The sequence below is a fragment of the Synechococcus sp. H70.2 genome, assembly GCF_047462275.1.
Taxonomy (GTDB): domain Bacteria; phylum Cyanobacteriota; class Cyanobacteriia; order Thermostichales; family Thermostichaceae; genus Thermostichus.
This window is the reverse complement of the sequence record NZ_JANSIU010000002.1, coordinates 188,739-214,499: the sequence shown is the minus strand read 5'-3', so window position 1 is coordinate 214,499 and position 25,761 is coordinate 188,739. Positions and strand designations below refer to the sequence as shown.

The 25,761-nt window shown below is 60.7% G+C and carries 25 protein-coding genes and 1 pseudogene; 20 read left to right on the top strand and 6 right to left on the bottom strand.

Translation table 11 applies throughout. The features are described 5' to 3' along the window. Positions 1-445 precede the first annotated feature (445 nt). Complete coding sequence (locus tag NW822_RS03265; protein WP_414361001.1) at positions 446-1,003, top strand: hypothetical protein; 558 nt, start codon at positions 446-448, stop codon at positions 1,001-1,003. Between the two features lie 154 nt (positions 1,004-1,157). Then, a complete protein-coding gene (locus NW822_RS03260) occupies positions 1,158-1,907 on the top strand; it encodes a YebC/PmpR family DNA-binding transcriptional regulator (protein WP_414403503.1) in 750 nt (249 codons plus the stop codon). Positions 1,908-1,917: 10 nt separating this feature from the next. Here the strand turns inward: NW822_RS03260 and NW822_RS03255 are convergent, their stop codons facing one another. After that, the gene (locus NW822_RS03255) at positions 1,918-2,229 is read right to left on the bottom strand and encodes a YbjQ family protein (RefSeq protein ID WP_414360996.1); all 312 of its coding nucleotides are present in this window, start codon (positions 2,227-2,229) and stop codon (positions 1,918-1,920) included. Between the two features lie 120 nt (positions 2,230-2,349). Here NW822_RS03255 and rbsK point away from each other — a divergent pair, with 120 nt between their 5' ends. Then, positions 2,350-3,267, top strand: a complete 918-nt coding sequence (gene rbsK, locus NW822_RS03250) for a ribokinase (protein WP_414403502.1) — start codon at positions 2,350-2,352, stop codon at positions 3,265-3,267. An 8-nt stretch (positions 3,268-3,275) separates the two neighbouring features. On the opposite strand, the gene NW822_RS03245 is transcribed toward rbsK, so the two are convergent. Both NW822_RS03245 and NW822_RS03240 read right to left on the bottom strand, forming a co-directional pair. Then, the gene (locus tag NW822_RS03245; RefSeq protein WP_414403501.1) at positions 3,276-4,898 is read right to left on the bottom strand and encodes a B12-binding domain-containing radical SAM protein; all 1,623 of its coding nucleotides are present in this window, start codon (positions 4,896-4,898) and stop codon (positions 3,276-3,278) included. A gap of 152 nt (positions 4,899-5,050) precedes the next feature. Further along, positions 5,051-5,671, bottom strand: coding sequence for a uracil-DNA glycosylase (locus tag NW822_RS03240; RefSeq protein ID WP_414403560.1), 621 nt, complete (start codon positions 5,669-5,671; stop codon positions 5,051-5,053). Between the two features lie 273 nt (positions 5,672-5,944). Between NW822_RS03240 and NW822_RS03235 the strand changes: the two genes are divergently transcribed. The 5 genes from NW822_RS03235 (at position 5,945) to NW822_RS03215 (ending at position 10,131) form a co-directional block, all read left to right on the top strand. Next, the gene (locus NW822_RS03235) at positions 5,945-7,405 is read left to right on the top strand and encodes a TldD/PmbA family protein (protein ID WP_414360987.1); all 1,461 of its coding nucleotides are present in this window, start codon (positions 5,945-5,947) and stop codon (positions 7,403-7,405) included. A gap of 130 nt (positions 7,406-7,535) precedes the next feature. After that, positions 7,536-9,116, top strand: a complete 1,581-nt coding sequence (locus tag NW822_RS03230; RefSeq protein WP_414403500.1) for an N-6 DNA methylase — start codon at positions 7,536-7,538, stop codon at positions 9,114-9,116. Between the two features lie 20 nt (positions 9,117-9,136). Next, a complete protein-coding gene (locus tag NW822_RS03225) occupies positions 9,137-9,436 on the top strand; it encodes a nucleotidyltransferase family protein (RefSeq protein WP_414403499.1) in 300 nt (99 codons plus the stop codon). Further along, positions 9,433-9,756: a DUF86 domain-containing protein gene (locus tag NW822_RS03220; RefSeq protein ID WP_414403559.1), complete on the top strand. Its 324-nt coding sequence runs from the start codon at positions 9,433-9,435 to the stop codon at positions 9,754-9,756. Before NW822_RS03225 ends, NW822_RS03220 begins: the two co-directional genes overlap by 4 nt. 108 nt (positions 9,757-9,864) lie before the next feature. Next, positions 9,865-10,131 (top strand): hypothetical protein, encoded by a 267-nt coding sequence (locus tag NW822_RS03215; RefSeq protein ID WP_414403498.1) that lies wholly within the window; start codon positions 9,865-9,867, stop codon positions 10,129-10,131. 41 nt (positions 10,132-10,172) lie between these two features. Here the strand turns inward: NW822_RS03215 and NW822_RS03210 are convergent. Further along, positions 10,173-10,998 (bottom strand): annotated as a pseudogene (locus NW822_RS03210) (IS630 family transposase); the annotation flags it as partial. A 276-nt stretch (positions 10,999-11,274) separates the two neighbouring features. Here NW822_RS03210 and NW822_RS03205 point away from each other — a divergent pair. After that, positions 11,275-12,666, top strand: a complete 1,392-nt coding sequence (locus tag NW822_RS03205) for a TldD/PmbA family protein (protein WP_414403497.1) — start codon at positions 11,275-11,277, stop codon at positions 12,664-12,666. Positions 12,667-12,673: 7 nt separating this feature from the next. On the opposite strand, the gene NW822_RS03200 is transcribed toward NW822_RS03205, so the two are convergent. Beyond that, complete coding sequence (locus tag NW822_RS03200; RefSeq protein WP_414360965.1) at positions 12,674-13,981, bottom strand: class I SAM-dependent methyltransferase; 1,308 nt, start codon at positions 13,979-13,981, stop codon at positions 12,674-12,676. Between the two features lie 82 nt (positions 13,982-14,063). Beyond that, a complete protein-coding gene (gene lpdA / locus NW822_RS03195; protein ID WP_414360962.1) occupies positions 14,064-15,446 on the bottom strand; it encodes a dihydrolipoyl dehydrogenase in 1,383 nt (460 codons plus the stop codon). A gap of 190 nt (positions 15,447-15,636) precedes the next feature. Here lpdA and NW822_RS03190 point away from each other — a divergent pair, with 190 nt between their 5' ends. The 11 genes from NW822_RS03190 to NW822_RS03140 all read left to right on the top strand — a co-directional run bounded on the left by NW822_RS03190 (position 15,637) and on the right by NW822_RS03140 (position 25,760). After that, complete coding sequence (locus NW822_RS03190) at positions 15,637-16,413, top strand: HAD family hydrolase (protein ID WP_414403496.1); 777 nt, start codon at positions 15,637-15,639, stop codon at positions 16,411-16,413. Next, a complete protein-coding gene (locus NW822_RS03185; protein WP_414403495.1) occupies positions 16,410-17,258 on the top strand; it encodes a M28 family peptidase in 849 nt (282 codons plus the stop codon). Before NW822_RS03190 ends, NW822_RS03185 begins: the two co-directional genes overlap by 4 nt. 237 nt (positions 17,259-17,495) lie before the next feature. After that, a complete protein-coding gene (locus tag NW822_RS03180) occupies positions 17,496-18,257 on the top strand; it encodes a ChaB family protein (RefSeq protein WP_414403494.1) in 762 nt (253 codons plus the stop codon). A gap of 102 nt (positions 18,258-18,359) precedes the next feature. Continuing rightward, the gene (locus NW822_RS03175) at positions 18,360-19,292 is read left to right on the top strand and encodes a DnaJ C-terminal domain-containing protein (RefSeq protein WP_414360954.1); all 933 of its coding nucleotides are present in this window, start codon (positions 18,360-18,362) and stop codon (positions 19,290-19,292) included. Then, the gene (locus NW822_RS03170) at positions 19,289-19,570 is read left to right on the top strand and encodes a chaperone modulator CbpM (protein ID WP_414360951.1); all 282 of its coding nucleotides are present in this window, start codon (positions 19,289-19,291) and stop codon (positions 19,568-19,570) included. The genes NW822_RS03175 and NW822_RS03170 overlap by 4 nt, the downstream gene beginning before the upstream one ends. Positions 19,571-19,623: 53 nt before the next feature. Further along, entirely contained in the window at positions 19,624-20,373 is a 750-nt protein-coding gene (locus NW822_RS03165) for a photosystem reaction center subunit H (protein ID WP_414360949.1), read from the top strand. Between the two features lie 131 nt (positions 20,374-20,504). Then, positions 20,505-20,912: a 50S ribosomal protein L21 gene (rplU, locus tag NW822_RS03160; protein ID WP_414403493.1), complete on the top strand. Its 408-nt coding sequence runs from the start codon at positions 20,505-20,507 to the stop codon at positions 20,910-20,912. Positions 20,913-20,945: 33 nt separating this feature from the next. Next, a complete protein-coding gene (rpmA, locus tag NW822_RS03155; protein ID WP_414403492.1) occupies positions 20,946-21,215 on the top strand; it encodes a 50S ribosomal protein L27 in 270 nt (89 codons plus the stop codon). A 111-nt stretch (positions 21,216-21,326) separates the two neighbouring features. Further along, a complete protein-coding gene (locus NW822_RS03150; protein ID WP_414403491.1) occupies positions 21,327-22,817 on the top strand; it encodes a cellulose synthase in 1,491 nt (496 codons plus the stop codon). Positions 22,818-23,190: 373 nt separating this feature from the next. Continuing rightward, on the top strand, positions 23,191-24,945 hold the full coding sequence (locus NW822_RS03145) for an MBL fold metallo-hydrolase (protein ID WP_414403490.1): 1,755 nt from the start codon (positions 23,191-23,193) through the stop codon (positions 24,943-24,945). 59 nt (positions 24,946-25,004) lie between these two features. After that, positions 25,005-25,760, top strand: coding sequence for an ABC transporter ATP-binding protein (locus NW822_RS03140; protein WP_414403489.1), 756 nt, complete (start codon positions 25,005-25,007; stop codon positions 25,758-25,760). Position 25,761: the final 1 nt, after the last annotated feature.

Genomic DNA, 25,761 nt, shown 5'->3' with positions numbered 1-25,761 from the left:
CCTCAACCTTCGATGCCGGCAATGACGACATAGACACTCCTCTGCCACAGGATCATTAACTTCTCCAGACTACAGCCATTTCGGCAAGCTGCAGCAAACCAGGATGCCCTTCCGATCTAGTTAGTCTGCCTCCTTAGAGCAGCGATACCCAGCAAGAGCAACTCCATTTTTCCCTGGCCTAGTGCCTCTTAGGCAGATGTCGGGTAGAGTTGGCGATAGCCATCGCTGCCGTATTGGTTAACCTATGAACAACCCGCCGAGTAGCCCGAATCGGGATTGCTTTTCACAGCGCTCCAGGCAGGGCAACCTAGGCCGGAGCTTCCCCCTCCAGGGTCTGGGACTCGGCTTGTTGTGCGGATCGCTGCTATTGGGGGCAGGGGGCGGCCGATTTCTAACTTGGGCTGAGGAAGCGGAACAGCAGCCAGAGCCAGAAGTCCCCCTACCGGTGAGAGACCTCGATCCGGCGGTGCAGATCCGAGTTCGGAACGAGCTGGTTAAACTTTGCGGAGATTACCGATGCGAAGGCTATCGCTTCCCCGTGCGGGTTTTGGTCAGGCCTGAAGATACTCTGGAAACTCTGCTGGAGCGGCTGGATACGGAGATGCTGCGGGAGGTGGATCGGGTGTTTCAAACTCGGCCTGACTTGAACCGTGTTATCGTCGATGGCTATGTCTTTGTGGGCACTCCCTCTTTCGCCAGTCGGGAAGTACTGCTGCAAACGTTGTTTGTGCCCCGTCACCGCTGGGCGGTGGGTCGCTTTGGGCTAGAGCAGGATGGAATCTTCTATGCCGAGCTGCTGGAACAGGTAACGCCCTTTTTAACTCGGCCGCAAACCCCGACCCCTCCGCCTGGGGCTGTGCTTGAAGAGCCTGGGCCTCCTCTACCTCCCACGCCAGCTCCTGGAGAGACACCAACGCCCACACCGCAAGCAACGCCAGAAGCTTCGCCAACCCCCGAAGCTCCACCGCCACCGGGGGATGTCATCGAGCGGCAGCCCATTTAGCCTTGATAGGGCTGGCTGCTGTTCATGGGGTTTTGCTTGGGGATCCAAGCTAGGGTTCTGGAGCTGGGGTGGGGTTGAGTCCTGGGCCTGGGGTGATCTAGGCTTCGGAGTTAAGGGGATCTCTTCCCTCCTACTGCTTGACCAGTGTGCAGCTATGGCAGGACACAGCAAGTGGGCCAACATTAAGCGGCAAAAAGCCCGCGTAGATGCCAGAAAAGGCAGCCTATTTACCAAACTTTCCCGCGCCATCATTGTGGCAGCGCGCAGCGGCCTGCCGGATCCGGAAGCCAATTTTCGGCTGCGCTCGGCGGTAGAGAAAGCCAAGGCGGCAGGCATGCCCGCCGAGAACATTGAACGGGCCATTGCCAAGGGATCCGGCAACTGGACCGACGACAGCCCCCTGGAGGAAATCCGCTACGAAGGCTACGGCCCTGGGGGTGTGGCTGTCTTGATTGAGGCCATGACCGATAACCGCAACCGCACGGCTGCCGAGGTGCGGGAAGCCTTCAGCAAAGTCGGCGGCAGCCTGGGGGAAAGCGGCTGCGTGAGCTGGCTGTTTCGGCAAAAAGGGGTGATCACCCTAGAGGAGGTGACAGATCCCGAAGCTCTGCTGCTAGCGGTAGCCGAAGCAGGGGGGGAGGATCTCAAGGTGGAGGGGACCGGCGCAGAGGTCTATTGCGATTACACCCTGCTGGACCAGGTGGCCACCTACCTTAAAAAAGAGGGCTACCGGGTGCAGGAGGCGGCCATCCGTTGGATCCCTTCCACAGAAGTGCATGTGGAGGATCCCGAGACGGCCAAGCTGGTGCTAACCCTCATGGAACGGCTGGACAACTTGGACGATGTGCAAAATGTCTACGCCAATTTCGAGATTGACGAGGCAGTGATGGAGAGCCTGGCCTAAGGGGAAAGGCTTAGCGCAACTTGACAGCGGTGCCGGCAGCGGTAACGAGGATCAGCGTCGTGCTCATGTTGGTATGAATAGTAACGCCTAGGATGCCATTTGCTCCCAAACGTTTGGCTCGCTGCTCCAACTCTTCCAAAACCTTTTTCTGAGCATTCTCGAACACTTCTTCGTAGGTTCTTGTGCGTCCCCCGATAATGTTGCGGAGGGCAGCAAGGAAGTCCCGCAGAACATTGGTGCCATAAACTACCTCGGCAGTAACAATGCCCAGGTAGCGCTCCACCTCTTTACCTTGGAGCATGTCTGTAGTAGCTAGCAGCATGGCTCGTTCTCCGCGTCACCTCCTCCCTAAGCTAGCCGAGAGGCTCCAAGGTGGGGAGTTCTTAGACTGTAGCGGGAGCTAGAATTGGCTACCCTGGAGGCAACGTTTTCCAGCCAGCCAATGACGACCCTCGTTCGCGTCGTGGGGAGCTTAAATCTAGACCTGGTGGTGCAGGTGCCACACCAGCCGGGGCCGGGGGAGACGGTGCTGGGATCGGACTACGCCACCTACCCTGGGGGCAAGGGGGCCAACCAAGCGGTGGCAGCAGCCCGGGCAGGAGCCCAGGTGGAGATGTGGGGGGCGGTGGGATCCGATGGCTTTGGCCGCCTGCTAAAGGAGAACTTGGAGCAAAACGGCGTTGCTACCCACTACGTACGGGAGCTGGAAGGGCCCAGCGGTATTGCTCTAATTACCGTGGATCAAGCAGGGCAAAACCGGATTGTGGTTAGCCCCGGGGCCAATGGTCGCTACCTGCCAGAGCATCTGCCCCCCTGGACGCCGGCGGCTCTAGTGCTGTTGCAACTGGAAATCCCCCTAGCCACCGTGCAGGCGGTGGCGGAGCAGGCCTTTGCCCAAGGGATCCCTGTCCTCCTCAATCCCGCCCCTGTGGCTCCCCTGCCGGGATCCCTCCTGCGTCAGGTGCGCTACTTGGTGCTCAACGAAAGGGAAGCCGCTGCCCTTGCCCAATCTCCAGTGGAGACGCCAGCGCAAGCCGAAAAAGTGGCCCAAGCCTTGCAACAGCAGGGGATCCCGACAGTGATCATCACCTTGGGGGGAGCGGGCTTGGTCTGGGCCGATGGGGAGGAAAGGGGCCATCTGCCAGCCCACCCCGTGTTGGTGGTGGATACCACTGCTGCCGGCGACAGCTTCTGCGGTGCTTTGGCCGCCTACCTGGCTGCTGGCGGATCCCTGAGGGAAGCCCTCCATTTTGCCAATGCCGCTGCGGCCTTGTGTGTAACCCGCCCTGGGGCCCAGCCCAGTTTGCCCCACCGCGCCGAGATCGAGGCGTTTCTGGCCGCTGCAGGCCCCCATCCCTAGATCCTGGGCTACGTGGAGAAGGCCTCTTGGCGGTGCTGGGCCAGCCGCTCCAGGCTGAGGGGGCCCTGGATGTGCTGCCAGGGAAGGGGATCCGCCGGATCCCAGTTGCTGTGCACGTAGTAGTCCAAGGGCGGCAGTTGTCCCTGCAGCTCTTTGAAGGCGCGGCGGAAGCTGCCTAGGGACTCGCCCCACTGCCGGGCTAGCTGCAAGACTCGGGCCACCCGCCGATCCCCCCGCGAGATGAGGGCTTGGATGACCGACCAACTGTAGCTTTCGGGACGGAACTCCACGCCTAGGGGACGCAGATGTTTTTGATACCACTGCAGCTTTTTCTCAGCCTGGGGATCCACCCCCTGCCACTGGAAAGGGGTGTGGGCCTTGGGCACAAAGGTGCTGCAGCCCAAAGTCAAGCGCAGGCGGGGAGCCACCTTCTTGAGCTCCTTGAAAAGAGCAACGGTGGCCTCCAGGTCGGCCTGGGTTTCCGCCGGGATCCCCACCATGCCGTAGAACTTGATCCCCTTCAGGCCGCCGGCCTGGGCGTGGGCGGCCGCCGCCAAGATTTCTTCATTGGTTAGCTTCTTGTTAATGACCTGGCGCAGCCGTTCTGAGCCGCTTTCAATGGCTACGGTAATGGACTGGCTGCCGCGGCGGGAAAGCACTTGCGCCAGGCGAGGCGTAACCGTGCCCGTGCGCACCGAGGCCAGGCTAAGGCGCACCTGCTCAAAGCGATCCTGCGCCAGGTACTCCAGCAATTCCTCAAACTGGGGGTGCTGGGTTACCGAAGCCCCCAAAAGGCCAATCCGCTGGGTAACCTGCAACCCCCGCTCCACCGCCGGGATCAGATGCCCTTCTACATCGGCAGCGCGAAAGGGCAAAGTTAGGTAGCTGGCTAGGCAAAAGCGGCACATCTCGGGGCAACTGCGCACCACCTCCACCATGTAGATGCTCTCCCAGGCCGCCTTGGGGGTAACCACGGTGGACACCGAGAGGGTGTTGCCGCGGAAGGTGTGCTTGCGGATGAAGCTGGGGATCCCGTCCCGCTTGGGAATGACCTTTTCCACCGGGCCGTCGGGGCCGCGGTAGTGCACTTCGTAGAGACTGGGCACGTAGATCCCTGGCACCTGGGCCAGCGCCTGCAGCTTTTCGGCCCGGGATCCCTGCCGCACCTGGCGGTAGGTCTGGATCATCTGCTCCACCAGGCCTTCCCCGTCCCCCAGCAGAATAAAGTCAAAGAACGCAGCAAAGGGCTCAGGGTTGGCCGTCAACACCGGGCCGCCGCCAAAAACCAAGGGATCCGCCTCCCCCCGCGCCTCGGCCTGGAGGGGGATCCCCTGTCGTTCCAGCAGATCCAGGATATGGACATAGTCCAGCTCCCAGGACAGGGAAAAGCCCATCAGCTCCGGATCCCGCGGCAGCGGCTCGGCCAGGTCGGTAAACAGGCGGGCAACCGCCACCTCGCGGCGGCTGGCCAGCCGGCTCCAGATGACCTGGTAGCCGAGGCTGGTGATCCCCACGGAGTAGGTATTGGGAAAGGCGTAGATGACCCGCACCGCGTCAGGCGCAGGTGTGGCCGGGGTGAAGAGAAGCTGTTCCAGGGCAAATTCCGTTCGCGCCAGCGGCCCGGAGGCCATGGTAGCCAAGATCCCAGCGGCAACAAGAGTCCACTTTCCCAGCTTAATCGGGGTTTTGCCAGGCTGCCTCCAGGGCTAGGAGGGAGAAACATCCTACTTGGCCCGGCAGACCAGCGCCTTTACCCCAAAAAGACCATAGGTGGCATCTTCGCTCAAAAGTCCCGCTGGGGTGGCGTTGCGCCGGCAAGTTCTAGGTACTTCTGCTTTACCGCCTGAATATCCTGCCACATCAACCACTTGGGGCTGCCGGGGGTGCGGTCAGGGTTGCGCAGCAAGTAGGCGGGGTGAAAGATGGGCATGCACCAGCGCCCCTGCCACTGGATCCACTCGCCCCGGATCTTGGTAATGCCCCGCTTATCCCCCAAAAGGGAGCGCACCGAGGTAGCCCCCGTCAACAAAATGATCCAGGGATCCACTAGGCGAATCTGCTCCAACAGATAGGGCCGGCAGGCATCCATCTCCGCCTGGGTGGGTACGCGGTTGTTGGGGGGGCGGCATTTGACCACATTGCAGATGTAGGTATCCCGCTCGGGATCCAGCCCCACCGAGGCCAGGATCTTGTCCAGCAACTGGCCGGACTTACCCACAAAGGGCAGGCCTTGCAGATCTTCGTTTTCCCCCGGCCCCTCGCCAACAATCACGATCTTGGCTTTAGGGTTACCTCGGTGCACCACCACATGGGTACGGTTGGCCGCCAACTCACAGCGCTGGCAGACCCGGCAGTGCTGCTCCAGTTGTTCTAGATCCCGATAGGTGCCGGGGGGAATGGGCACCTGAGCCGAGAGTGGGATCTGATCCCATTGGGGAAGCGTCTCCGTTGCAGAGGCAGGTGGCTCTAGGGGATCGTCAAATAGGCTGGGCTGAAGCTCCGAGGGTCTTTTCTTGGCAGCCATTGCAAGGTAAGGGATCCTTGTGCAGCGATCTTCGGCTGCTCCTCTGCCCTTGTCAAGCTTGGCGTCTCTTTCCCCAAAAGGGCAGCCTTTACGTCTTGTTAAACTGAGGGAGCAAAAGATGGCGGCATCTCAGCTAAGTGCTCTCGGCCTACTATGCTGCTTTTATCCAAAGAACTGCCCAACCTCGACTACCGCCCCACCCTGCAACGCTTTGACGAGGACTGGCGGGATCCCCTTGCAACTCTCTTGGGCTGGGGGCGGGCTGCCGGCGCCGATCTGGTGGAGATCTTCCTGGAGCGGGCTAACTCCATCAGTTGCCTGGCAGAAGACGACACCCTCACCAGCATCACCCCTCGGCTTGCCACCGGCGCGGGGGTGCGGGTGTTTCGCGGCCTGGCCGACTGCTACGTCAGCACCAACGATCTCTCCTTTGCCGGCCTCAAAGCTGCCCTAGAAAAAGGCCTGCTCTTGATGGGCCTCACCCCCCCTGGCCCTGCTGCTTTGGTCTCCACCGTCAACCTAGGGCTGCTCCAGGACTACGCCGAGCGCCGCGGTAAAGACGGCTGGCTCAAGGAATGCAGCTCCCTTGCCGAGATGGGGGAGATCCTGCTGCGGGCCAACGCAGAGCTGAAGCGGCAAGCTCACCACGTCCAGTCCCGCCGCACCAACTACTTCCGTGACTGGCAGGAGATCCTGGTAGCCTGCAGCGACGGCACCTTTGTGCGCGACATCCGCCTTACCCAGTCGGTTAGTTCTACCCTGCTCTGTGCCGATGGGGATCATCGCGCTTCCGTTAGCCAACGCGCAGGCGGCACCGGGGATCCCGACTTTTTGCGCCGCTGGGATCTCGTAGCCCACAGCCAGGAGCTGGCAGAAGCCGCCGGCCAGATGCTCTATGCCGACTATGTGGAATCGGGCACCTACCCGATTGTAATGTCCAACGCCTTTGGCGGTGTCATCTTCCACGAGGCCTGTGGGCATCTCTTGGAGACGACCCAGATCGAGCGCAAAACCACTCCCTTTGCCGACAAAAAAGGCCAGAAAATTGCCCACAAAAACCTCACCGCCTGGGACGAGGGGCTTTCCGAGGGGGCCTTTGGCAGCCTGGACGTGGACGACGAGGGCATGCCCGTCCAGCGCACCCTGCTTATTGAAAAGGGCATATTGAAAAACTTTCTGGCCGACCGGGCCGGCTCCATGCGCACCGGCCATCCCCGCACCGGCAGTGGCCGCCGGCAAAACTACACCTTTGCCCCTGCCAGCCGCATGCGCAACACCTACATCGCCCCCGGCGACGCCGAACTGGACGACCTGTTTGCCTCTATTGACAAAGGTATCTACTGCAAGCGCATGGGGGGCGGCAGCGTCGGCCCCACCGGCCAATTTAACTTTGCCGTGGAAGAAGCCTATCTCATCCAAAATGGCAAAATCACCAAGCCTCTCAAGGGAGCCACGCTGATTGGAGAAGCCAAGGATATCTTGACCAAGATCTCTATGTGCTCCAAGGATCTCCGCCTGGCACCTGGCTTTTGCGGTTCTGTCAGCGGCAGCATCTACGTTACTGTGGGCCAGCCCCACATCAAGGTGGACTCCATCACCGTGGGCGGGCGTTGATCCCGAGAGGATCTACTTCAGGATTGCCTAGGCCCGCCTCTTGCCATTAGCAAAGTGGCTTTGCGGCCTAGCTTTGTCTTGTAGAGTATTCCGAAGCAGAGGAGAGGGCGAAGGCGCCCGCAAGTTAGGGATGATCGACATTCAAAGCCTAGAAACCTGGCTGTGGGATGCAGCGTGTGTCATTCGCGGGCCAGTCGACGCGCCCAAGTTCAAAGACTATATCTTGCCGCTGGTGTTTCTCAAGCGGCTTTCCGATGTGTTCGATGATGAAATCGAGCGCCTGAGTGACCAATTCGGCAGTCGGAACCTGGCCCTGCAACTGCTGGAGCAGGAGCGGGAAACCAGGGAGGTGCACCTGGTGCGCTTTTACATCCCCAAAAATGCCCATTGGGAAGCGATCCGCCAACATGGGATCAGCGGCCTGGGGCAATTCCTCACTGATGCCGTGCGTGAGGTGGCGCGGGAGAATCCGTCGCTGCAGGGCGTGATCGACATGGCGGATTTCAACGCCACCGCCGCCGGTCAGCGTATTATCTCGGATGAATATCTGGCCGCGCTGGTGGAGGTGCTCTCCCGCCACCGTCTGGGCCTGCACGATGTGGAGCCGGACATCCTGGGCCGCGCCTACGAGTACCTGCTGCGCAAGTTCGCCGAGGGGCAGGGGCAAAGCGCCGGCGAGTTCTACACCCCGCGCGAGGTGGCCATCCTGATGGCGCGCCTGCTCGACCCACAGCCGGGCATGAGCGTCTATGACCCCACCTGCGGCTCCGGCGGGCTGCTCATCAAGTGCCATCTACGGCTGCTGGAAACCCATGGTGTTGAAGAAAACGGCCGTCGGAAACTTCCACGAGGCGTTGCTCCTTTGCGCCTCCATGGACAAGAGATCAACCCGGCCACCTTCGCCATGGCACGCATGAACGCCGTCATCCACGACCTGCAGGCTGACATCCGCATCGGCGATACCATGCGTCATCCGGCCTTCAAAGACGCCGCCGGCCGCTTGCAGACCTTCGACCGGGTGACCGCCAACCCGATGTGGAATCAAAGATTTCCCGTCGAAACATACGAAAACGACCCATACGACCGCTTCGGGCTGGGCACACCACCCTCCTCCACCGCGGATTGGGGCTGGCTGCAGCACATGCTGGCGTCGCTCAACGAGCGCGGCAAGATGACGGTGGTGCTGGATACGGGCGCCGTCTCGCGTGGCAGCGGTAATCAAGGCTCCAACCGCGAGCGCGACATCCGCAAAGCCTTCGTCGAGCGCGACCTGATCGAGGCGGTGATCCTGCTGCCGGAGAACCTGTTCTACAACACCGCTGCGCCCGGGGTCATCCTGGTGGTCAATCGCCGCAAGCCGCGCCGCGGGGAGATTTTGCTCATCAACGCCAGCCAGCAATTCGCCAAGGGCCGCCCTAAGAACTACCTGACTGAGGAGCACATCGCCCGCATCGCCGAAATTTATCACCAATGGTTGGCAGGGGCGAATAACCATTCGCCAATCCATGCCATCATCACCAATGAAGAAGCGGCCCGCAATGACTACAATCTTTCCCCCAGCCGCTATGTGAGCACGAACGGCAAGGAAGAGATCCTGCCGCTGGAGGAAGCTATGGTGCGCCTTTTAGAGGCGGAAGAGGAGCGCGCCGAGGCCGACCGGGCACTGAATGAAGTCTTGGTCCAACTCGGCTTATTGGCGAATGGATCATAAAATGGCACAGGAGGCAAACCATGCTGCGCTTGACGGACATTCCCTATCCCACCATTGAAGCGTTCTGCCGCAAGTATCAGGTTCAGCGGCTTTCGCTTTTTGGCTCAGCGGTGCGGGAGGACTTCGGGCCGCAAAGCGACATGGATGTGCTGGTCGAATTTCAACCCGATGCACGGGTGGGTTTCCTGCAATTGAGCCGCATGCAGCGCGAGCTGTCAGAGATTTTCCACCGTCCCGTTGACCTGGTGCTGCGCAGTGGTCTGAAGCCGACCATCCGTGAGCAAATCCTGAAGGAAGAGGTCGTGCTCTATGCGACCTGAGCGGCTTTACTTGGGCGATTGACCGTTTTCTCCAACGAACGGATGAAATCGCTTTCACACAAGACGAGCTTGTCCAGAGCGCTGTTTTGCAAAAGCTGATTGTGATCGGCGAGGCAGCCGCGCGCCTGCCGCGAAGCTTCACGGAGCAACATCCACACATCGAATGGGCGGATATTGTGGCTTTCCGTAACATCGCTGTCCACGAGTACTTTGCCATAGATTGGCGGATCGTCTGGGTCACAGCCACCGAGGATGTCCCCATGCTGCGCAAGAAGGTCAAAACCCTGCTTAATCAACTTGACGAGGGGAGCCAAATATGAGCGAGATTCTGCCCGACGACTTCCAGATGACCGTTCGCGTCAGCGGACCAGAGTCCTTACTCGGCCCCCTGCCCAAGGAGTGGCGGATGGTGAGGTTGGGGGAGGTATTTGTTTGACATTACGCAAGGCAAATCCTTGTCAGCGAAGCAAAACAAGGGAATTCGCCCGCATCCTTTTCTTCGCACATCAAATGTCAATTGGGGTTACCTGGATGTGTCGAAGTTGGATGAAATGGATTTTACTGAAGAAGAGCAAAAATTTGCCTTACAGCCCCGTGATCTTTTGGTATGCGAGGGAGGGGATATTGGTCGGACAGCAATCTGGGAAGGCCAGATGCAAGGGATTTATTATCAAAACCATCTCCATCATTTGTGAGTCAGGAGTAAAGAAGTCTGCACCCTCTGATCCATGCTCTACTTCCCAACTCTGGAAAACTGCCGAACAAAGTGCTTCAACACCGGCCCCATCGTCTCAATAGGATTCACTTCCAGTGCATACACAGGCAGGTGCAAGATTCTCGCTCCTGTTCCCCTAATCAGTTCCTCAACTTCCCGACTCCTATGAATATTGAAGTTGTCCATACTCCCAACCTTCCTCGCATCTAACTTCGGACATAACTTGCTTCTCAAAAACTCCAAAAAATCCTCTTTCTTTATCCCACCCTTGATGACGCGACAGCCAACTACCCCTCTCACGGAAATAGCTCCAATAATAGGATGCTTCTCCCCCTTGTATCTCTGAGACCGCTTAAACTCCGAGCTACTCCCCGTTCCATTCCCTCCCACTGTCTGGTCAAGGGCAATCAAATCCTCCGCTGGAATATCTCTGACCTCTTGACTATAAGCTAGTCGTTCTCTTTGCCCCTCCTCTTCTTGGACTCTCGCGCTGCGGTAAGTCTTTTTTTAGAGTCATTCCTTGCTCTTTCAAAAAGTTGTGTATCGTGAAAGTACTTACATCAATCCCTAAGCGCCTCCGCAACAGTTCTTATATTGCCACAGATAGAAGTCGGGATGTTCTGCAATGATTGCCATCACTTCCTGTCGATGCCGTTCCAAAATACCCACTCGCTTGGTGCCTACTTTCTTGGGGGTTAAGTCCTGAGTTTGTTGGTACTGTCATACCCAGCGGTGCGCTGTTCTCTTGGTCACCATCAACCGTTCGGCTACCTGGCGGATAGAGGTCTTACCTGACCCGATAAGCTGCTACAACTCTTTGCCGTAGATCCAAAGAATGGGTTGGCATCTCTTCCTCTCCTTCCTCTTGAAACCTGTACCCCATTTAAATTAACAGGCTGTAACATCTACTCTTATTGCTTCATGCGAGGGAGTGACTGTCTCTGTCCTGCGGCAATACACTCCTGCCTCTCCCAAGCGACTCTGACCGGCCCCCCACTCTCCCCGTGTACGGGGGGGATATAGGGAGCACAGAGCGGGGCTTCAAGGACTAGGTCCCGCTAGCGCGAGCGGCGGGTTAGCCAAAAAGGGTATGCTGGAAGTACCGTCCTTCCCCCCTAGGGCCATGCGAGATCTCCTGCGCGACATCCTTCGGGATTACTCCGGCTTTGTGGAACTGCGCTACCACAGCAAAGTCTTTCGCAGCGTTACGGCGGAAAAGGGCCGCATTGAGCGGACGGCGGTTCGGCGGCGCTCAGGGGTGGGGGTGCGGGTGCTGGAGGCCGGCACCTGGGGCTTTGCCGCCACCGGGGATCTCTCCCCAGCCGCCATTCGCAAGGCCATTGCCGAAGCCCAGCAGGCGGCCCGTGCCAGCGCCGACTGCCGCAAACAGAAGCTGAAGGCTTTGCCCAGCGTAGCCCTGGCCCAGGGAGAGTTCTGCGAGCCCGGCGTGGAGGAGGTGGTCAACAAGCCCCTAGAGGCCAAGATCCAGTTGGTTTTGGAAACGGAAGCCCAAGCCCGCAAGTCCTCTGCTCGCATTACCTCGGCCAGTTGCACCTACAACGAGATCTACGAGGAAAAAGCCATTGTTACTACAGATGGGGCGGATGTGGCCTTTCGTCTGGTGCGCCCTGAACTGCGGATCCAGGCGGTGGCCGAGGCGGATGGCCAACTGAGCAGCGGCGCCGAGTCCATTGGTGTTACCGGGGGGTGGGATTGCCTTTTTCGGACGGATCCCTTGCAGATGGCGGAGAAGGCAGCTGCCACCGCGGTCGATCTCCTCTCTGCAGGCTACGCCGAGGGGGGATGGGCCACAGTCATCTTGTCCCCTTCCATCGTGGGGCTGCTGGTGCACGAGGCCATTGGCCACACGGTCGAGGCGGATTTTGTCCTGGCGGGCTCGGTAGCAGCCGGCAAGCTGGGGCAGCGGGTAGCCAGCGAGTTGGTTACCCTCAAGGACTCTGGCCGTTCGGAATTCATGCCAGGGGCAGGGGGAACGCTGCCGGTGGACGATGAGGGCGTTCCCACCCAAACCACCACCATCATCCAGAACGGCATCTTGGTGAGCTACCTGCACAACCGCGAAACGGCTGCCTACTTTGGCGTCGAGCCCACCGGCAACGCCCGCGCCTGGGAGTATGCCGACGAGCCGCTTATCCGCATGCGCAACACCTACCTTGAGCCGGGATCCCAAACCTTGGAGGAGATCCTTGCCAGCACACCTGACGGCTACTTCCTGGAGGGGGCCAGGAATGGGCAAGCCGACTCCACGGGTGAGTTCATGTTTGGCGTGGAGCGGGCCTACCGCATTCGCAACGGCAAGCTAGCAGAGCTGCTGCGAGGGGTTACCATTACCGGCAATGCCTTTGAGGTGTTGCAGTCGGTGGATGCTGTGTCGCGGGATTTCCTGTGGGACTTGGGATCCGGCCACTGCGGCAAGGGTCAGCCGGCCAAGGTGGATGCTGGAGGGCCCTATATCCGCTGCCGCGCTATTGTGGGCGGCCGGCAGAGCGCTTAGCCTCCACCTAGAGAGCAACTCTTAGAACCAGGCGGTCGGCTTCCCATTCGCGAAAGAGGCGGAGAACATGCTCGGCTCTCTCGGCGTGCTGGTTCAAAATCTCCGCGCCAGAGCGGGCCTGCTTGGCTAAGGGGAGCAGCAGCTCCACGACCTGGTAGCGGCTGGAGGCAATCATCTTGCCCGGGATCCGGGCAATGGGCCAGAAGATGTCCAGCTTTTGGGCCACAATCTGGGCGGGATCCACCTTGCCCAGCAGATCCGAAAAGGGGATTTTGCGATCCCAGTAGCGCACCTGGCCGTGCTGGAGAAAGAGGGGGTTGAGCTGCCAACGGGAGCTGCGGAAAAACTCGGCTGTGAAGGGATCCCAGTTGGCCAGCTTCTGGCCCTGGTGGCAGCACCAGAAGAGATTTTGCGTGTGGTAGAGGGGCTCCAAGTACTCGATGACCCGCAGTTGGTCAATGCGGGAAAGGGCTTCGTAGCGGCGGTGGAACTCCGGGTGGGTGGCGGCAATTAAGGGCTTGGCGTTCCAGTAGTCCAAGTAGGGGGCGACATCGATAAACTCTAGACCCGCCTGGGCCAAAAGGTCAGGGATCTCGCCAATGTCAAAAGGAATGTCGTTGGCGTGGAAGAAGTTGTCGACGATGTTTTCGTCTGCCGAGTAGTATTCCTCGTGGGCCTTGGCATGCCGGGCTAGCAGGGAATTGGGATGGGCTGCCTTTAACAATTGCCGCACAAATTCAATCTTTTCCGGCGTGGCCGGCGGAGTAATCCCCAGCAGCTCCAGGGCGCGGCGAATGCGGTAGACATGCCAACGGCCGGAACGGTTGTAGAGCATCAGCGCCATTACCCCCTCGGGAGCTAGGCGCGAGGCCAAGTTTCTCAAAGCCTTGACCGGATCGGCGGTGTGGTGGATGACCCCATAGGAGCTGATCATGTCGAAGCTCCCCTCCGGCCAAGTGGAGGGATCCATGAGATCCCCGTAGTGCACCGAGCAGTTGCGCAGGCCGTGGTACTTGATCCGTTTCTGGGCAATCTCTAGGGCCGGGCGGCTGAGATCGATCCCGACCACGGCGCCATAGCCGGGGTTGCTGGCGGCAATGCCGTGTACCTCCCAGCCGGTGCCGCAGCCGGCCACCAAAAATCTGGCTCCGGTGGGCTCTTGCAAGGTGCGGGTGCGGGCATATTGGGCGAGGATGTAGCTGCCTAGGCTGGAAAAGCCCTCAAAAGGCCGGTCGTAGGGGACGGGCGGGTAGGGAAACGCCTCGTACTGGGCCTGCACCGCTCGGGTAATCTCCGCTTCGCTCGCCAAAGCCACGTTCTCCCACCTCTTCCCCCCTATCCTATTAGACCAGCTTTGGCCGTCAAGTCGGCCCGTGTCGGTCGCCAGCAGGCCACGGCTAGGCTGCGGTTAAACTGTGGGCAGCTCGCCGGTAGGCTTCCTCCAGCGTCTCTGCCAGGGTGGGGTGAACGTGCACCAGGCGGGCCAGCTCTTGCACCGTGGCGCGGCGGGCGATGGCCTGGGCCGCCTCGTGGATGAGATCCGCAGCATGGGGCCCAAAGATGTGGGATCCCAGCAGGAGACCCGTCTCCTTGTCAAAGACCAGCTTGACCATGCCCTCCGTCTCGCCAGAGGCAATGGCCTTGGAGTTGCCGCCAAAGTAGGTGCGCACTGTGCCCACGCTATAGCCCTCGGCTTTGGCCTGGGGCTCGGTTAGCCCCACAAAGCCCATCTCCGGGTGGGTAAACACCGCTGCTGGGATGCTCAGGTAATCCATGTAAGCAGGGCGGCCACAGATGTTTTCCACGGCCACCCGCCCCTGGGCTGCCGCCGCGTGGGCCAGCATCAGCTTGCCCGTCACATCGCCAATGGCCCAGAGGTGGGGCAATTCCGTGGCCATACGGCTATCTACGGGTACAAAGCCGCGCTTGTCTAACTCCACTCCCAGCTCCGCCAGGCCCAGCCCCTCTGAGACCGGGATCCGCCCAGCGGCCACCAGGCAGGCATCCACCTGCAGCGTTTCGCCGTTAGAGAGGTGGATCGTCACCGGCTGGCCAGGGATCACCTGCTTGGCCAGCACGCCCACATAGGTCTGGATCTGGCGGGGTTTGATCAGCACCCGCTGGGCCAGGCGGGCAATGTCAGGGTCAAAGGCCGGCATCAGGGTCTCCAGGGCCTCGATGAGAATGACCTGGGATCCCAGCGCCGTGTAGACGTCGGCAAACTCCTGGCCGATGTAGCCGCTGCCGATGATGGCCAGCCGCTCCGGGATCCACTCCAACCGCACCGCCTCGTTACTGGTAAACACCGTGCGGCCATCTACTTGGATCCCCGGCGGCACAAAGGGTTGGGAACCCGTGGCCAAGATAATGTCCCGCGCCGTGTAGGTTCGAGATCCCTTCTCTTCCTGGACTTCAACCATTTGGGATCCCGCCAGCCTGCCCCGTCCCCGCAGGAGTGTTACCCCCAGTTTCTCCAGGGAGCGGGTCATGTCGGCGCGGATCTTCTCCACCACCTGGGTGGCGTGATTGGCAATGGCCTCCCGGTTAGCCTGGACGGATCCCACTTGGATGCCCAGCTCGGAGCTGTGTTGCAGTTCCCGCAGGCGGGCGGAGGCAGCCAGCAGAGCCTTGGAGGGGATGCAGCCGCGGTTGATACAGGTGCCGCCCATTTCGGCGCACTCGACGATGGCGGTTTTGAGGCCGGACTCGACAGCATGCAGCGCCGCGCCGTGGCCGCCGACGCCGGCACCGATGATGATTAAGTCAAAATCGAAGCTCATGGCAAAAGTGGGTAACCGGTGCTCTATTGTCTCATCTTGTCGCTTTTCCTAGACCCGCCGCGCAACCTTCCTCGCAACCCCAGCCAAGGAATGCGGTAGCATGGGGTCGCCCCCTGGGGCTGTTTCCGGGATGGGCTGATCCAGGCGGCAACTCCTATCGGTATCCGGGTCTGGACGTGACCCTGGTGGCATGGAACTGCGAGCGTTTATTTTTGATGTCGATGGCACCCTGGCGGACACGGAGCGGGATGGCCATCGGGTAGCCTTTAACGCCGCCTTTGCCGAGGCAGGCTTGGACTGGCACTGGTCGGTGGAGCTCTACGGCCAACTCCTGGCTATTACGGGCGGCAAAGAGCGCATTCGCCACTTCGTCGAGACCTGTCAGCCGCCGCTGCCTGCCGGGGAAGACCTGACGGCCCTAATAGCCCGGCTGCACCAGGCCAAAACCCGCCACTACACAGCTCTACTGGCCCAAGGAGGGATCCCCTTGCGCCCTGGGGTCAAGCGCCTCTTGCAGGAAGCCAAGGCCGCCGGGATCCGCCTAGCCATCGCCACCACCACCACGCCCGAAAACGTGACGGCCCTTCTGGAGCACACCCTGCCGGAGAGCCTGAGCTGGTTTGAGGTGATTGCTGCCGGCGATATTGTCCCCGCCAAAAAGCCTGCCCCCGACATCTACTTCTACACGCTGGAACAGATGGGGCTGCGCCCCCAGGAGTGCCTGGCCTTTGAGGACTCCGAAAACGGGCTGCGCTCGGCCCAGCAGGCGGGCATCCCTGCCGTGGTGACGGTTAACGATTACACTCGGGAGCAAGACTTTTCCGGAGCAGCCTTGGTGCTGGATCACCTGGGGGAGCCGGAGTTGCCGTTTCAGGTGCTGGCGGGAAGGGCAGGATCCCACCGCTACTTCACCCTGGAGCTGGCCCGCCAGGTTCATGCCCAAGCCCTTGCCGAGCAAGAAAAGTGATCCAAGATCCCCATCTGCAACAGCGCCTCCGGGATCACCTGCAGCAAGTGGCCCAGCCGCGGGATCCCGACTGGTCGCCTTTGGGCCACAGTCGGGTGGAGCGCTACATCCAAGAGGAGCTTTCCCGCTATGGCCCTGTGGAATCTTTCTCCTTCGAGGCTCGGGGCTGCCAGCACCGCAACTGGATCTTGAAATTGCCGGGATCCCATCCCCGCCGATCGCCCATTCTGGTCGGGGCTCATTTTGACGCTGCCCCGGCCACCCCTGGAGCCGACGACAACGCCAGCGGTGTAGCGGTGCTGCTGGAATTGGCCCGCCATTTTGCCACCCATCCCGCCCTTTCCCCCCTGTGGCTAGTGGCCTTCGACCTAGAAGAGCGGGGCCTGCTGGGGAGCAAAGCCTACGCCCGCTTTCTCAAGCAACAGCGCCAACCCCTGCGGCTAATGCTCTCTTTGGAGATGCTGGGCTACCGGGATCCCACCCCCGGATCCCAGCGCTACCCCGCTGGCCTGGAGCGGCTCTACCCTGACCGGGGGGATTACATCGGCCTGATTGGCAACTGGCCCGCCCTGGGGGATCTGCTGAGGCTGCAGCACAGTTTTCAGCAGGCGGGGATCCCGTGTTGCTGGTTGCCAGCCGGCCAGCGGGGTTTGATCCTGCCGCTTACCCGCCTCAGCGACCACTCCCCCTTTTGGGATGCAGGTTACCCTGCAGTTATGGTGACCGACACCGCCTTCTTGCGCAACCCCCACTACCACAAGCTCAGCGACACCCTTGAGACCCTAGATCTGGACTTTTTGAGTGGGGTCTGCCGCGGCTTGAGGCAAGGTCTTGGATCCCTCTAGCCGCGACCTCGATTCCCAACTCCCCTCCCCCTGAGGGAGAGGAGCTGGGGGTGAGGGCCAGCGGCGCGGGGCGCTTGGGCAGGCCTCCTCAGTACGGAGATCGCTCCAGGAGTTTCGCGATCCCTCGACCCCCGCTGGGGCAACCGAGGGAGATAATGGGCAGCATAGGCAAAGAGGGGAAAAGCTTGCCAAAAGCTGCCCTCAGCCTTCCCGGCCAAAACTTTCCCAGGAGACTTTATGAGCGCCTTCGCCCAAGCCCCCAAAAAGTGCGTTTCTGCCGTTTTTAAAGAAGAAGCCAAAGTCCAAGAGTGCATCCAGCGCCTCCTCAACCGCGGCATCCCCAATGATCGCATCTCCATCATTGGCCGCAATTTTCAAACGGAAGCCAAAATCAGCGGCTTTATCACCCGCAAGGATGTGGTTCTCGACGGGTTGACCAGCGGCGCCATTTATGGATCCCTGTTTGGCTCCCTGTTGGGGCTACTTACAGGGGTAGGGGTGCTGTTTATTCCCTTTTTGGGGGCGGTGGTGGCCGCCGGGCCCTTGGGAGCGGCGCTGCTGGGGGCAACCGGTGGCGCTCTCTACGGGGCGTTGGGAGCGGGGCTGGGATCCGCCCTGATTGCCCTGGGCATGCCGCAGGAGAAGGCTGCCATCTACCAGACGCGGGTACAGGCGGGTGAGTTCTTGTTGGTGGTGCAGGTGCCGGAGGAAAAAGCCGGCGAAATCTACTTGCTGTTGCAAAGTGCCGGCGGCGAAGAGGTGGCCACTGCCGACTTGAACTTGCCCAGCGAGCCAGAAGGCAACCTGACGCCGGAGACCATCTCCCCAGAAATCCGCGCCGATCTCTCAGAAGAAGCCCAGCAAACCTTTGTGGAAGCCTATAACCAGGCCAAGGCAGAGGGCAGCCCTGTCACCCAGGCCCTGCTCAAGGCTTGGGAAAAGGTCAAACAAGCTTTCAACCGCGACGAGAAAGGGATCTTCTCTAAGCGCAAGTTCTAGTGTTGACCTCAAACAAGCAAAGTTACCGGCCCTGCTCTGGTCTTAGCCTGCTTGGCTATTTTGAAAGCCTTAGCCTAACTGATTGATGGTAGAGGTGAGCCCATGGCTGCGAGTGATTTTAAGGATTACTACAAGATCCTAGGCGTCAGCCGAGATGCTTCTTTGGAGGAGATCAAGCGCGCCTATCGCAAGCTGGCTCGCCAGTATCACCCCGACGTTAACCCCGGCAACAAGGCAGCCGAGGAGCGCTTCAAGGAGATCAACGAAGCCTACGAGGTGCTCTCGGATCCAGACAAGCGGCGGCGCTACGACCAGTTTGGCCAGTACTGGCAACGGGTGGGCAGCGGTGCCGCAGCAGGGCCGGGCATGGAGGGATTTGCCCAGTACGCCACCTTCGAGGACTTTATCAACGAGCTGCTGGGCCGCATGGGATCCCGCCGCAGCGGCTTCCAGGGTTTCACCACCGGGTTTGGGCCGTTCATCTCAGTGGATCTGCCAGGGCAAGACGTAGAAGCCACGCTAGGCCTCACCTGGGCAGAGGCCTTCCACGGCACCCAAAAGCGGCTGAGCGTGGATGGCGAAACCCTCACCATCCGCATTCCTCCCGGCGCCAAACCGGGCAGTCGCATCCGCGTCAAGGGCAAGGGCCAATATAGCCCCTTCGGCGGACCGAGGGGGGATCTCTACCTCACCCTGGAGCTGCCTCCCCACCCCTTCTTCCGCTTTGATGGCGACAACCTGCTCTGCGAGCTGCCCATCACGCCCGATGAGGCGGTTTTGGGCGGCACGGCGGAAGTCCCCACCCCCACCGGTCGGGTGCAGCTGAAGATCCCTGCCGGCGTCGATAGCGGCCAAACCCTGCGGCTGCGCGGCCAAGGCTGGCGGGATCCCCAAGGGCAGCGGAGCGACCTGCTGGTGCGGCTGAAGGTTGTCACGCCCAAATCCCTCTCCCCCACTGAGCGGGATCTCTACGAGAAACTGCGGCAACATCGGAGCTGGGATCCCCGCGCCTACTTGCAGGAGGTGAGGCTATGAGCTTGGCCATTGTGCGGGTGGAAGAACGGCTCTATACCTTTGAGCAGGCCAGCGAAGTTACTGGGATCCCTTCCCACCTCTTGGAGTGGCTGCTGGCTCAGGGCTTGCTGGAAGCCGAAAGCAGCTACATCACTCCCCAGCAACTGCGGCGCCTGGTGCAGATGATCCGTCTGCATCGGGACTTGGGCCTTAACTGGGTCGGAGCGGCCATGGTTTTGGACATGGCTCAGGAAATTGCCCGCCTTAGGGCGCAGCTCCACCACTACCGCGGCTTTTGAGGATCCCGAAACTCTTACTCAACTGAACCCCTTTACCTTTAGGAGAAACCCTCATGGATCAGATCGTCCGACGCAGCCAAGTGGTGGGCCTGCTGGCCCTGGATGGCAGCACCGCCACGGCCTTGGGCACTGTCGAAGAAATCTGGGTCGATTCTCAAGGACGGGTCTGCTACTTCAGCAGCCAGCAAGGCTACACCCCCCTAGAGCAGATCTCGCTTATCGGGCCGGATGCGCTGCTAACCTACTCCAGCCTTTTCACTACCCCGGCAATGCCGCTTAGCTCCCTCTACCGGCGCACAGTGCGCATTGGGGATCAGCCGGTGGGCTGGATTGAGGATTTTCTCTTCGACTGGGAGACTGGATCTATTGCTGCCTATATTCTGGGGGGCAGCATTGCTGAGCCCTGGGGAGGGCGCGCCGTCCTCTTACCTGAGGACGTAGAGGCCATCGACGTGGATGCGGTGGTGGTCAAGGAAGATGCTCCCCAGCGCCTCAAATCGGAGACTGAGGGCCTAAAGAACTTTTGGAGCGAAAAGTCTCGCCAAGTCAAGCAGCTCATCCAGCGCATGGGGGATCGCCTCAAGGCTTTGATTGGACCCCAGGACCCGCCGGAGGTGGTGCGCGTCAAGGTCAAGCAGGTGCGGGACGAGCTGGCCAAAGGGGGCAAGTTCGACCTCTCCCTGCTGGATGAGGCGGCAGAGTTTTTGCAGCAAAAATGGACAACCTGGCAGCAGCGCCTCAAACGGGCCGCCCAGCGCATGCAAGCTGCTCTCCAGGCCGCCTGGGAGAAGCTGACTGAATAAGGGACGGAGGAACACTCCTCCTGGGCCCTTGCTGACAGGAGGCAGTTCTTTGCGCTAGCATTAGAAACCGCTGTTAATGCTCGGATCAGGTTTCAAGACCCGCGAGGGCACCTGTACGGCAAGGGAAAGGCATGACCTACGCGATTGTGGAAACCAGTGGCAAGCAGCTTTGGGTAGAGCCGGGGCGCTTTTACGACATCGATCGCCTGCCCGGCACAGAGGAAAACAGCCCTTTGGCCCTCTCCCAGGTCTTATTGATTAACCACGAGGGACAAGTAACCCTGGGGCGTCCCTATGTTCCCGAGGCGGTGGTGAGGGCGCGGGTTTTGCAGCACCGCCGCGGCAACAAAATCATTGTCTACAAGATGAGGCCGAAGAAGGGAACCCGCAAGAAAAGAGGCCACCGTCAGCTTCTGACCCGTGTCCTGATTGAGTCCATTGAACTCAACGGGACGACTCTAGCCACTGCCCCAGTAGCTTCCCAGACCACTCCAGAGCCAGTTCCTGAAGCAACAGGGAGCCCTGTGGCCCAGAAGTAGACTGTTTTTAGCGACCACTGCCTAGGAGGTGTTATGGCTCACAAAAAAGGAACCGGCAGCACTCGCAACGGTCGTGACTCCAATTCCAAGCGCCTAGGGGTGAAGTGCTTTGGCGGCGAGCTGGTGCATCCCGGCTACATCCTGGTAAGACAACGGGGCACCAAGTTCCACCCAGGGGTGAACGTGCGCATTGGTAGGGATGACACGCTGTTTGCAGTAGCCACAGGCATTGTTACCTTTGAGCGCTACGGCAAACGGCGGCAGAAGGTGAGCGTTTACCCGCTTGAAAGGGCTGCCCAGTAGGCAAGGGTTTTTCCAGGCAAGTGCCCATCAACGGATCCCATCCCCCAGTCTGCCCCTGGGCAAAGGGAGGGCTCCCGGCTTGGCCCAGTGCCCACCTTGTGGAGAGCGCTTGTGAGATTAAGGGCTGTGCGGGTATACCTGTTTCGTTGGGTGGGGTTGCTGCACCTCATTGCTGGGGTGGCTTACCTCTACTGGCGCATCACCGACGGGCTGACAGGTTTGGGATCCCTTCTGTTTTGGGGGGCGGAGCTGTACGTTTGGCTGGCGGCAGTGGGCTTTATCCTCAGCCGCTATTCCCAGGAGGCGCAAGAAGAAGTGCCGGCGCCAGAGGTGCTGCAGCGGGCATTTTTTCAACTGCCGCGGGTGGATGTGCTGGTGATACGCCAGCGGGATTCTGTGGAAGCAACCCGTCAGACGGTACTCTCGGCCCTGCGCCTCGACTACCCCTGGGAGCGGCTGTTTGTCCACATTGTGGATCGGGTGGAAGATGGGGAAATGGCCAAGGTGGCGCGGGCTATTCCCTGCGAGTACTGGCCTTGCCCCACCCCCGCGACCGATCCCCTAGCCTACCTGCTGGGCTCTGGCCAGCTGCAGGGAGAGTACCTGCTGCTGTTGCAGCCGGGCCATTTTGTCGAGCCGGATTTTTTGTGGCAGACGTTGCCCCTGTTTTATGACTCACCGGAGCGGGCTCCCATCGCCAATGCCACCGGCTTTGTGCAGGCGATGCTGCGCACCCTGGGTCGGCCCCAGGCCGTTCACCCCCTACAGCAGCTTTTGGCGGTGGGATCCCAAGGCTACCAGGCGGCGCCGCTGCTGGGATCCGGCTGTCTCATTCGGCGGGCGGCTTTGGAGGCGATCCCGCAAATTGACATTCGCCGCCCTGTGCAGTTGGGGTGTCAGCTGCACTGCCGTGGTTGGCAGTCTCATCTCGTGCGCCAGGCCCAGGTCACCGGCGTTTTGTTGCCCTTGCGCAACCGCCGCGTCGCCCTGCTAGCAATTTTTTCGGCCTTGCGAGAAAACCCCTTTTGGGGCAAGCCAACTACGCAGCAGCAGCGCTTTCAGTACCTCTGGCTAACCCTCTGGGCTGCTGGCGGGGTGGCGGAGCTGGCCTATCTAGCAGTGCCCATCCTCTTTCTCTGCACGGGCTGGATGCCGGTACCAGCCTTTGACAGGGCCTTTTTTGCCTGGTTTTTGCCCTATGCCCTGTTGGGGCGGCTTACCTGGCTGTTGGCTTTTCCTCCCTCTCTGTGGGGGGCCGCCTGGCAGTCCGAGCGACAGACAGGTAGCCAGTTTTTCCAGTCCATTCAGGCGCTGGTGCAGGCGTTGCAAGGGGTGCCCCCCTATCCTGAACAGCCCTCCCAGCTTTCCCTCGGCCCGCAGGCGCTGGCTATTGGGTTGACATTGCTAGCTATGGGGGTGGGATCCCTGCGCTTTGCCGGCAACTGGGATCCGACGTGGTCGGAGCTGATCTTTGGTTTGGCCTGGGCTTTCTACAACCTGCTGATCCTGTCAGTGCGCCCCCACGATCACGATTTTGCCGGCTTTACCCCGGACAGCAGCGCGGCAGGAGAAGAGACCTCAAAGGCGCTCCCCAGCCCCTAAGCCTGCCGCCGGGGTGATGCTTAAAACCTGCGAAAGCTCAGTCTAGGGGCCAAAGGCTATGCTGGAGACTGCCCCAGAGTCCCCGGTATCCCCGCCTGAGCCCCTTTGGCTTTGACAGAGTTTGCAAGCTGGAGCGGGCTTTTTAGCTAGCGGGGGCCCCGCCCTATAGCAGTAAGCTCAGTGTCGGGATACAGCCACCCTCGCAAGGATGTGTTACAACGATCGTGGCTATACAAAACGGCGGTACCGGAATCGGGCACTTCCCGTATCTGCCAGATTCCCCTGAAGCGTTTGCAGAGCGTGGCGTAAGCCATGAAGCCCCTCCTCTGGGCGCGGGGCGCGGGGAGGATCTCATGGTAAAGACAACCCACCTGTGGAGTCAAAAAGACCCCCCCTTCGACTGTTCCCTCTGGGCACGGATCCTCGGCAGCAAGGCTGTGCCTACTGGTTGGAGATAGGATCCTACCGTTTGCTTCTTGATTGTGGCTTGCCTGCTTCCGCCCTCCTGAAGGCCCTGCCAGGGATCCCGGATGCTGTTATCTGCAGCCACGCCCACTTTGACCATGTGCAGGGGCTACCGGGCTTCTATCGTCGCTATCCGCAGGTGCCCATCTACGCCACCCCGGTAACGGCTCATTTGGCCAGCGGTCTATGGGAGCGAGGTATCTGGCCAGCCTACAACCGGGAGATTCGCTTTCCTCCTTTTCGGGCGCTGCCCTTCGGCCAGGCGCGGGAGATCTTGCCCCACTTGATGCTCACCTTCTTTGCTGCGGGGCACCTGCCGGGGGCAGCGGCAACCCTGCTGCAAAATACCCAGACTACTCCAGCTCAAACCTGCCTGTACACTGGCGACTGTTCCCTGGCCTCAACCCGCTTTGCCCCTGGCCTAGATCTAGGTGCCTTGCGCCATTGGCAGCCGGATGTGCTGCTCATCGAAGCCTCCTTGGGAGCCACCCACCACCCGCCCCGTCGTCAGCTGGAAAATCGGCTGGTGGAGCGGTTGTTCAGCGCCTTGGCAGCAGGACAGACGGTGCTGTTCCCGCTGCCAGTGCTAGGACTAGGCCAGGAGTTGATTTTTCTCCTCAAAGCCCACCACCGCTTTACCCAAGCTGCCCAAGAACTGACAGTGTGGGTGGCGCCAGGGCTGGCGGCAGGCTGCAACCTTTACGAACGCTTGCTCCCCTACCTCCCAGGGCCAGTGCGCAATTTCGCCACCTATCAGGCTTTGTTTTGGGAAGACCGCCTGCAGCCGCGGGTGCAGCCTCTGACGGAGGCGGATCCCCTGCCCCAGGGTCTGTTGCTGTGCGATGCCGACGCCGGACCTGAAGCCTGGGATCCCATCTGGTCGGAATTGTTAGCCCAGCCGCAGCGCTCCTGCCTGCTGGTGCAGCTGCCGGAAGTGAAGCTAGCCACTCCCCTTGACCAGTGGCCACTACCCCTGCGCTCTCGTCTAGAAGTGGAGTGGCTAACCTGGCACAGCCACAACGACGTTGGGCATCTCACCCAGATCATTCACACTTTTCGCCCCCAACATCTGGTCCTGGTGCACGCCAACCCCCAGCAGGCCCAGGACTTAGCAGATCTGCCGGAGCTGTGCAACCGCTACCATGTCCACTGCCCCCAGCCTGGCGATTGGCTAGAGCTGGCCGACAGCCGCCTACAAACCCTGGTCAAGCCGTCCCCGTTCCCTAGCAATCCCGCCTTGCGCTACGAGGGGGAAGTGGAAGAGATCTGGCAGGAACATGGCTCGCCCCGCACCTTGGCCGGGGTGCAGGTGCGCCTACCACCCCAGATTACCGAGGATCCCCGCTGGGCCGCCTGGGCGGAGACTGGCTTGGTGGAGGCCCGCTGGCAGGGATCTGAACTGGTGTTGCGCGGCCTTTCGCCGCGGGAGCTAATTCGCCCGGCCAAGACCACCATCCCCGCAACTGGGGTGCCTCGCCCCCACCAGGCTCCCCTACCAGGAAGCATGAAGTGCCACAGCTGCCGCTTTGCCCGCCAGATCTTGACCGCCCACACCCAGATCCTGCGCTGCGACCAAGAGCGCTCTCCCCTCTACCGCCTCCAGGTGGATCCCCAGGGGAGCTGTCCTTACCATCAGCCCCTAGAAATCCGCTCTTCCGGTTAGTCGGCCCCCGAAGCTCCAGCAGCCCAAAGGCTAGAATGGGGCCAGTTGCGGTACCCACCATGCTTGAGCCCCAACCCTGGGCAGCTCGCCGTCAAGGTCCAGGTGGATCCCTGGAGCGAGCAGTCAATGCCTTGATCCCACCCCGCCCGCCCGTGGTGCAAATGGTGGGGATTAACAAGGTCTACCCGCTGCCGGAAGGCAGCTTTCAGGCCCTCTACGACATTAACCTAACAATTTGGCCGGGAGAGTATTGCGCCATCATGGGGCCCTCTGGCTCCGGCAAGTCCACCCTCATGAACCTCATGGGCTGTTTGGATCGGCCCAGCTCAGGGCGGTACTGGCTAGATGGTATAGAAGTCTCTACCCTCACGGATCAGGAGCTGGCCCGGATTCGCAACCAAAAGATTGGCTTTGTCTTTCAGCAGTTCCATCTCCTGCCCGTTCTAACAGCCCTGGAAAACGTCATGCTACCCTTGGCCTACGCCGGGGTTCCGGAGCCAGAACAGCGCCGGCGGGCCAAGCAAGCCCTAGAACAAGTAGGCTTAGGGAGCAAACTCCACCAGCGCCCGGCCCAGCTCTCCGGCGGCCAGCAGCAGCGGGTGGCCATTGCCCGCGCCATCGTCAATCGACCCCAACTGTTGTTGGCTGACGAGCCCACAGGAGCCTTGGACAGCCAGACTGGTCAGGAAGTGCTCAACCTTTTTGCCGAGCTTCATCACCAGGGCATCACCCTGGTGGTGGTTACCCACGACCTGGCGGTTGCCCAAGCTGCCCAGCGCCTCATCCGCATGGGGGACGGGCGTTTGCTACCCTAGC

Excerpts from the sequence above, each read along its gene's own strand:
- NW822_RS03260 (WP_414403503.1), top strand. The coding sequence starts at position 1,158 with ATGGCAGGACACAGCAAGTGGGCCAACATTAAGCGGCAAAAAGCCCGC.
- NW822_RS03255 (WP_414360996.1), bottom strand. The coding sequence starts at position 2,229 with ATGCTGCTAGCTACTACAGACATGCTCCAAGGTAAAGAGGTGGAGCGC.
- rbsK (WP_414403502.1), top strand. The coding sequence starts at position 2,350 with ATGACGACCCTCGTTCGCGTCGTGGGGAGCTTAAATCTAGACCTGGTG.
- NW822_RS03245 (WP_414403501.1), bottom strand. The coding sequence starts at position 4,898 with ATGGCCTCCGGGCCGCTGGCGCGAACGGAATTTGCCCTGGAACAGCTT.
- NW822_RS03235 (WP_414360987.1), top strand. The coding sequence starts at position 5,945 with ATGCTGCTTTTATCCAAAGAACTGCCCAACCTCGACTACCGCCCCACC.
- NW822_RS03230 (WP_414403500.1), top strand. The coding sequence starts at position 7,536 with ATGATCGACATTCAAAGCCTAGAAACCTGGCTGTGGGATGCAGCGTGT.
- NW822_RS03225 (WP_414403499.1), top strand. The coding sequence starts at position 9,137 with ATGCTGCGCTTGACGGACATTCCCTATCCCACCATTGAAGCGTTCTGC.
- NW822_RS03205 (WP_414403497.1), top strand. The coding sequence starts at position 11,275 with ATGCGAGATCTCCTGCGCGACATCCTTCGGGATTACTCCGGCTTTGTG.
- lpdA (WP_414360962.1), bottom strand. The coding sequence starts at position 15,446 with ATGAGCTTCGATTTTGACTTAATCATCATCGGTGCCGGCGTCGGCGGC.
- NW822_RS03190 (WP_414403496.1), top strand. The coding sequence starts at position 15,637 with ATGGAACTGCGAGCGTTTATTTTTGATGTCGATGGCACCCTGGCGGAC.
- NW822_RS03180 (WP_414403494.1), top strand. The coding sequence starts at position 17,496 with ATGAGCGCCTTCGCCCAAGCCCCCAAAAAGTGCGTTTCTGCCGTTTTT.
- NW822_RS03175 (WP_414360954.1), top strand. The coding sequence starts at position 18,360 with ATGGCTGCGAGTGATTTTAAGGATTACTACAAGATCCTAGGCGTCAGC.
- NW822_RS03170 (WP_414360951.1), top strand. The coding sequence starts at position 19,289 with ATGAGCTTGGCCATTGTGCGGGTGGAAGAACGGCTCTATACCTTTGAG.
- NW822_RS03165 (WP_414360949.1), top strand. The coding sequence starts at position 19,624 with ATGGATCAGATCGTCCGACGCAGCCAAGTGGTGGGCCTGCTGGCCCTG.
- rplU (WP_414403493.1), top strand. The coding sequence starts at position 20,505 with ATGACCTACGCGATTGTGGAAACCAGTGGCAAGCAGCTTTGGGTAGAG.
- rpmA (WP_414403492.1), top strand. The coding sequence starts at position 20,946 with ATGGCTCACAAAAAAGGAACCGGCAGCACTCGCAACGGTCGTGACTCC.
- NW822_RS03140 (WP_414403489.1), top strand. The coding sequence starts at position 25,005 with ATGCTTGAGCCCCAACCCTGGGCAGCTCGCCGTCAAGGTCCAGGTGGA.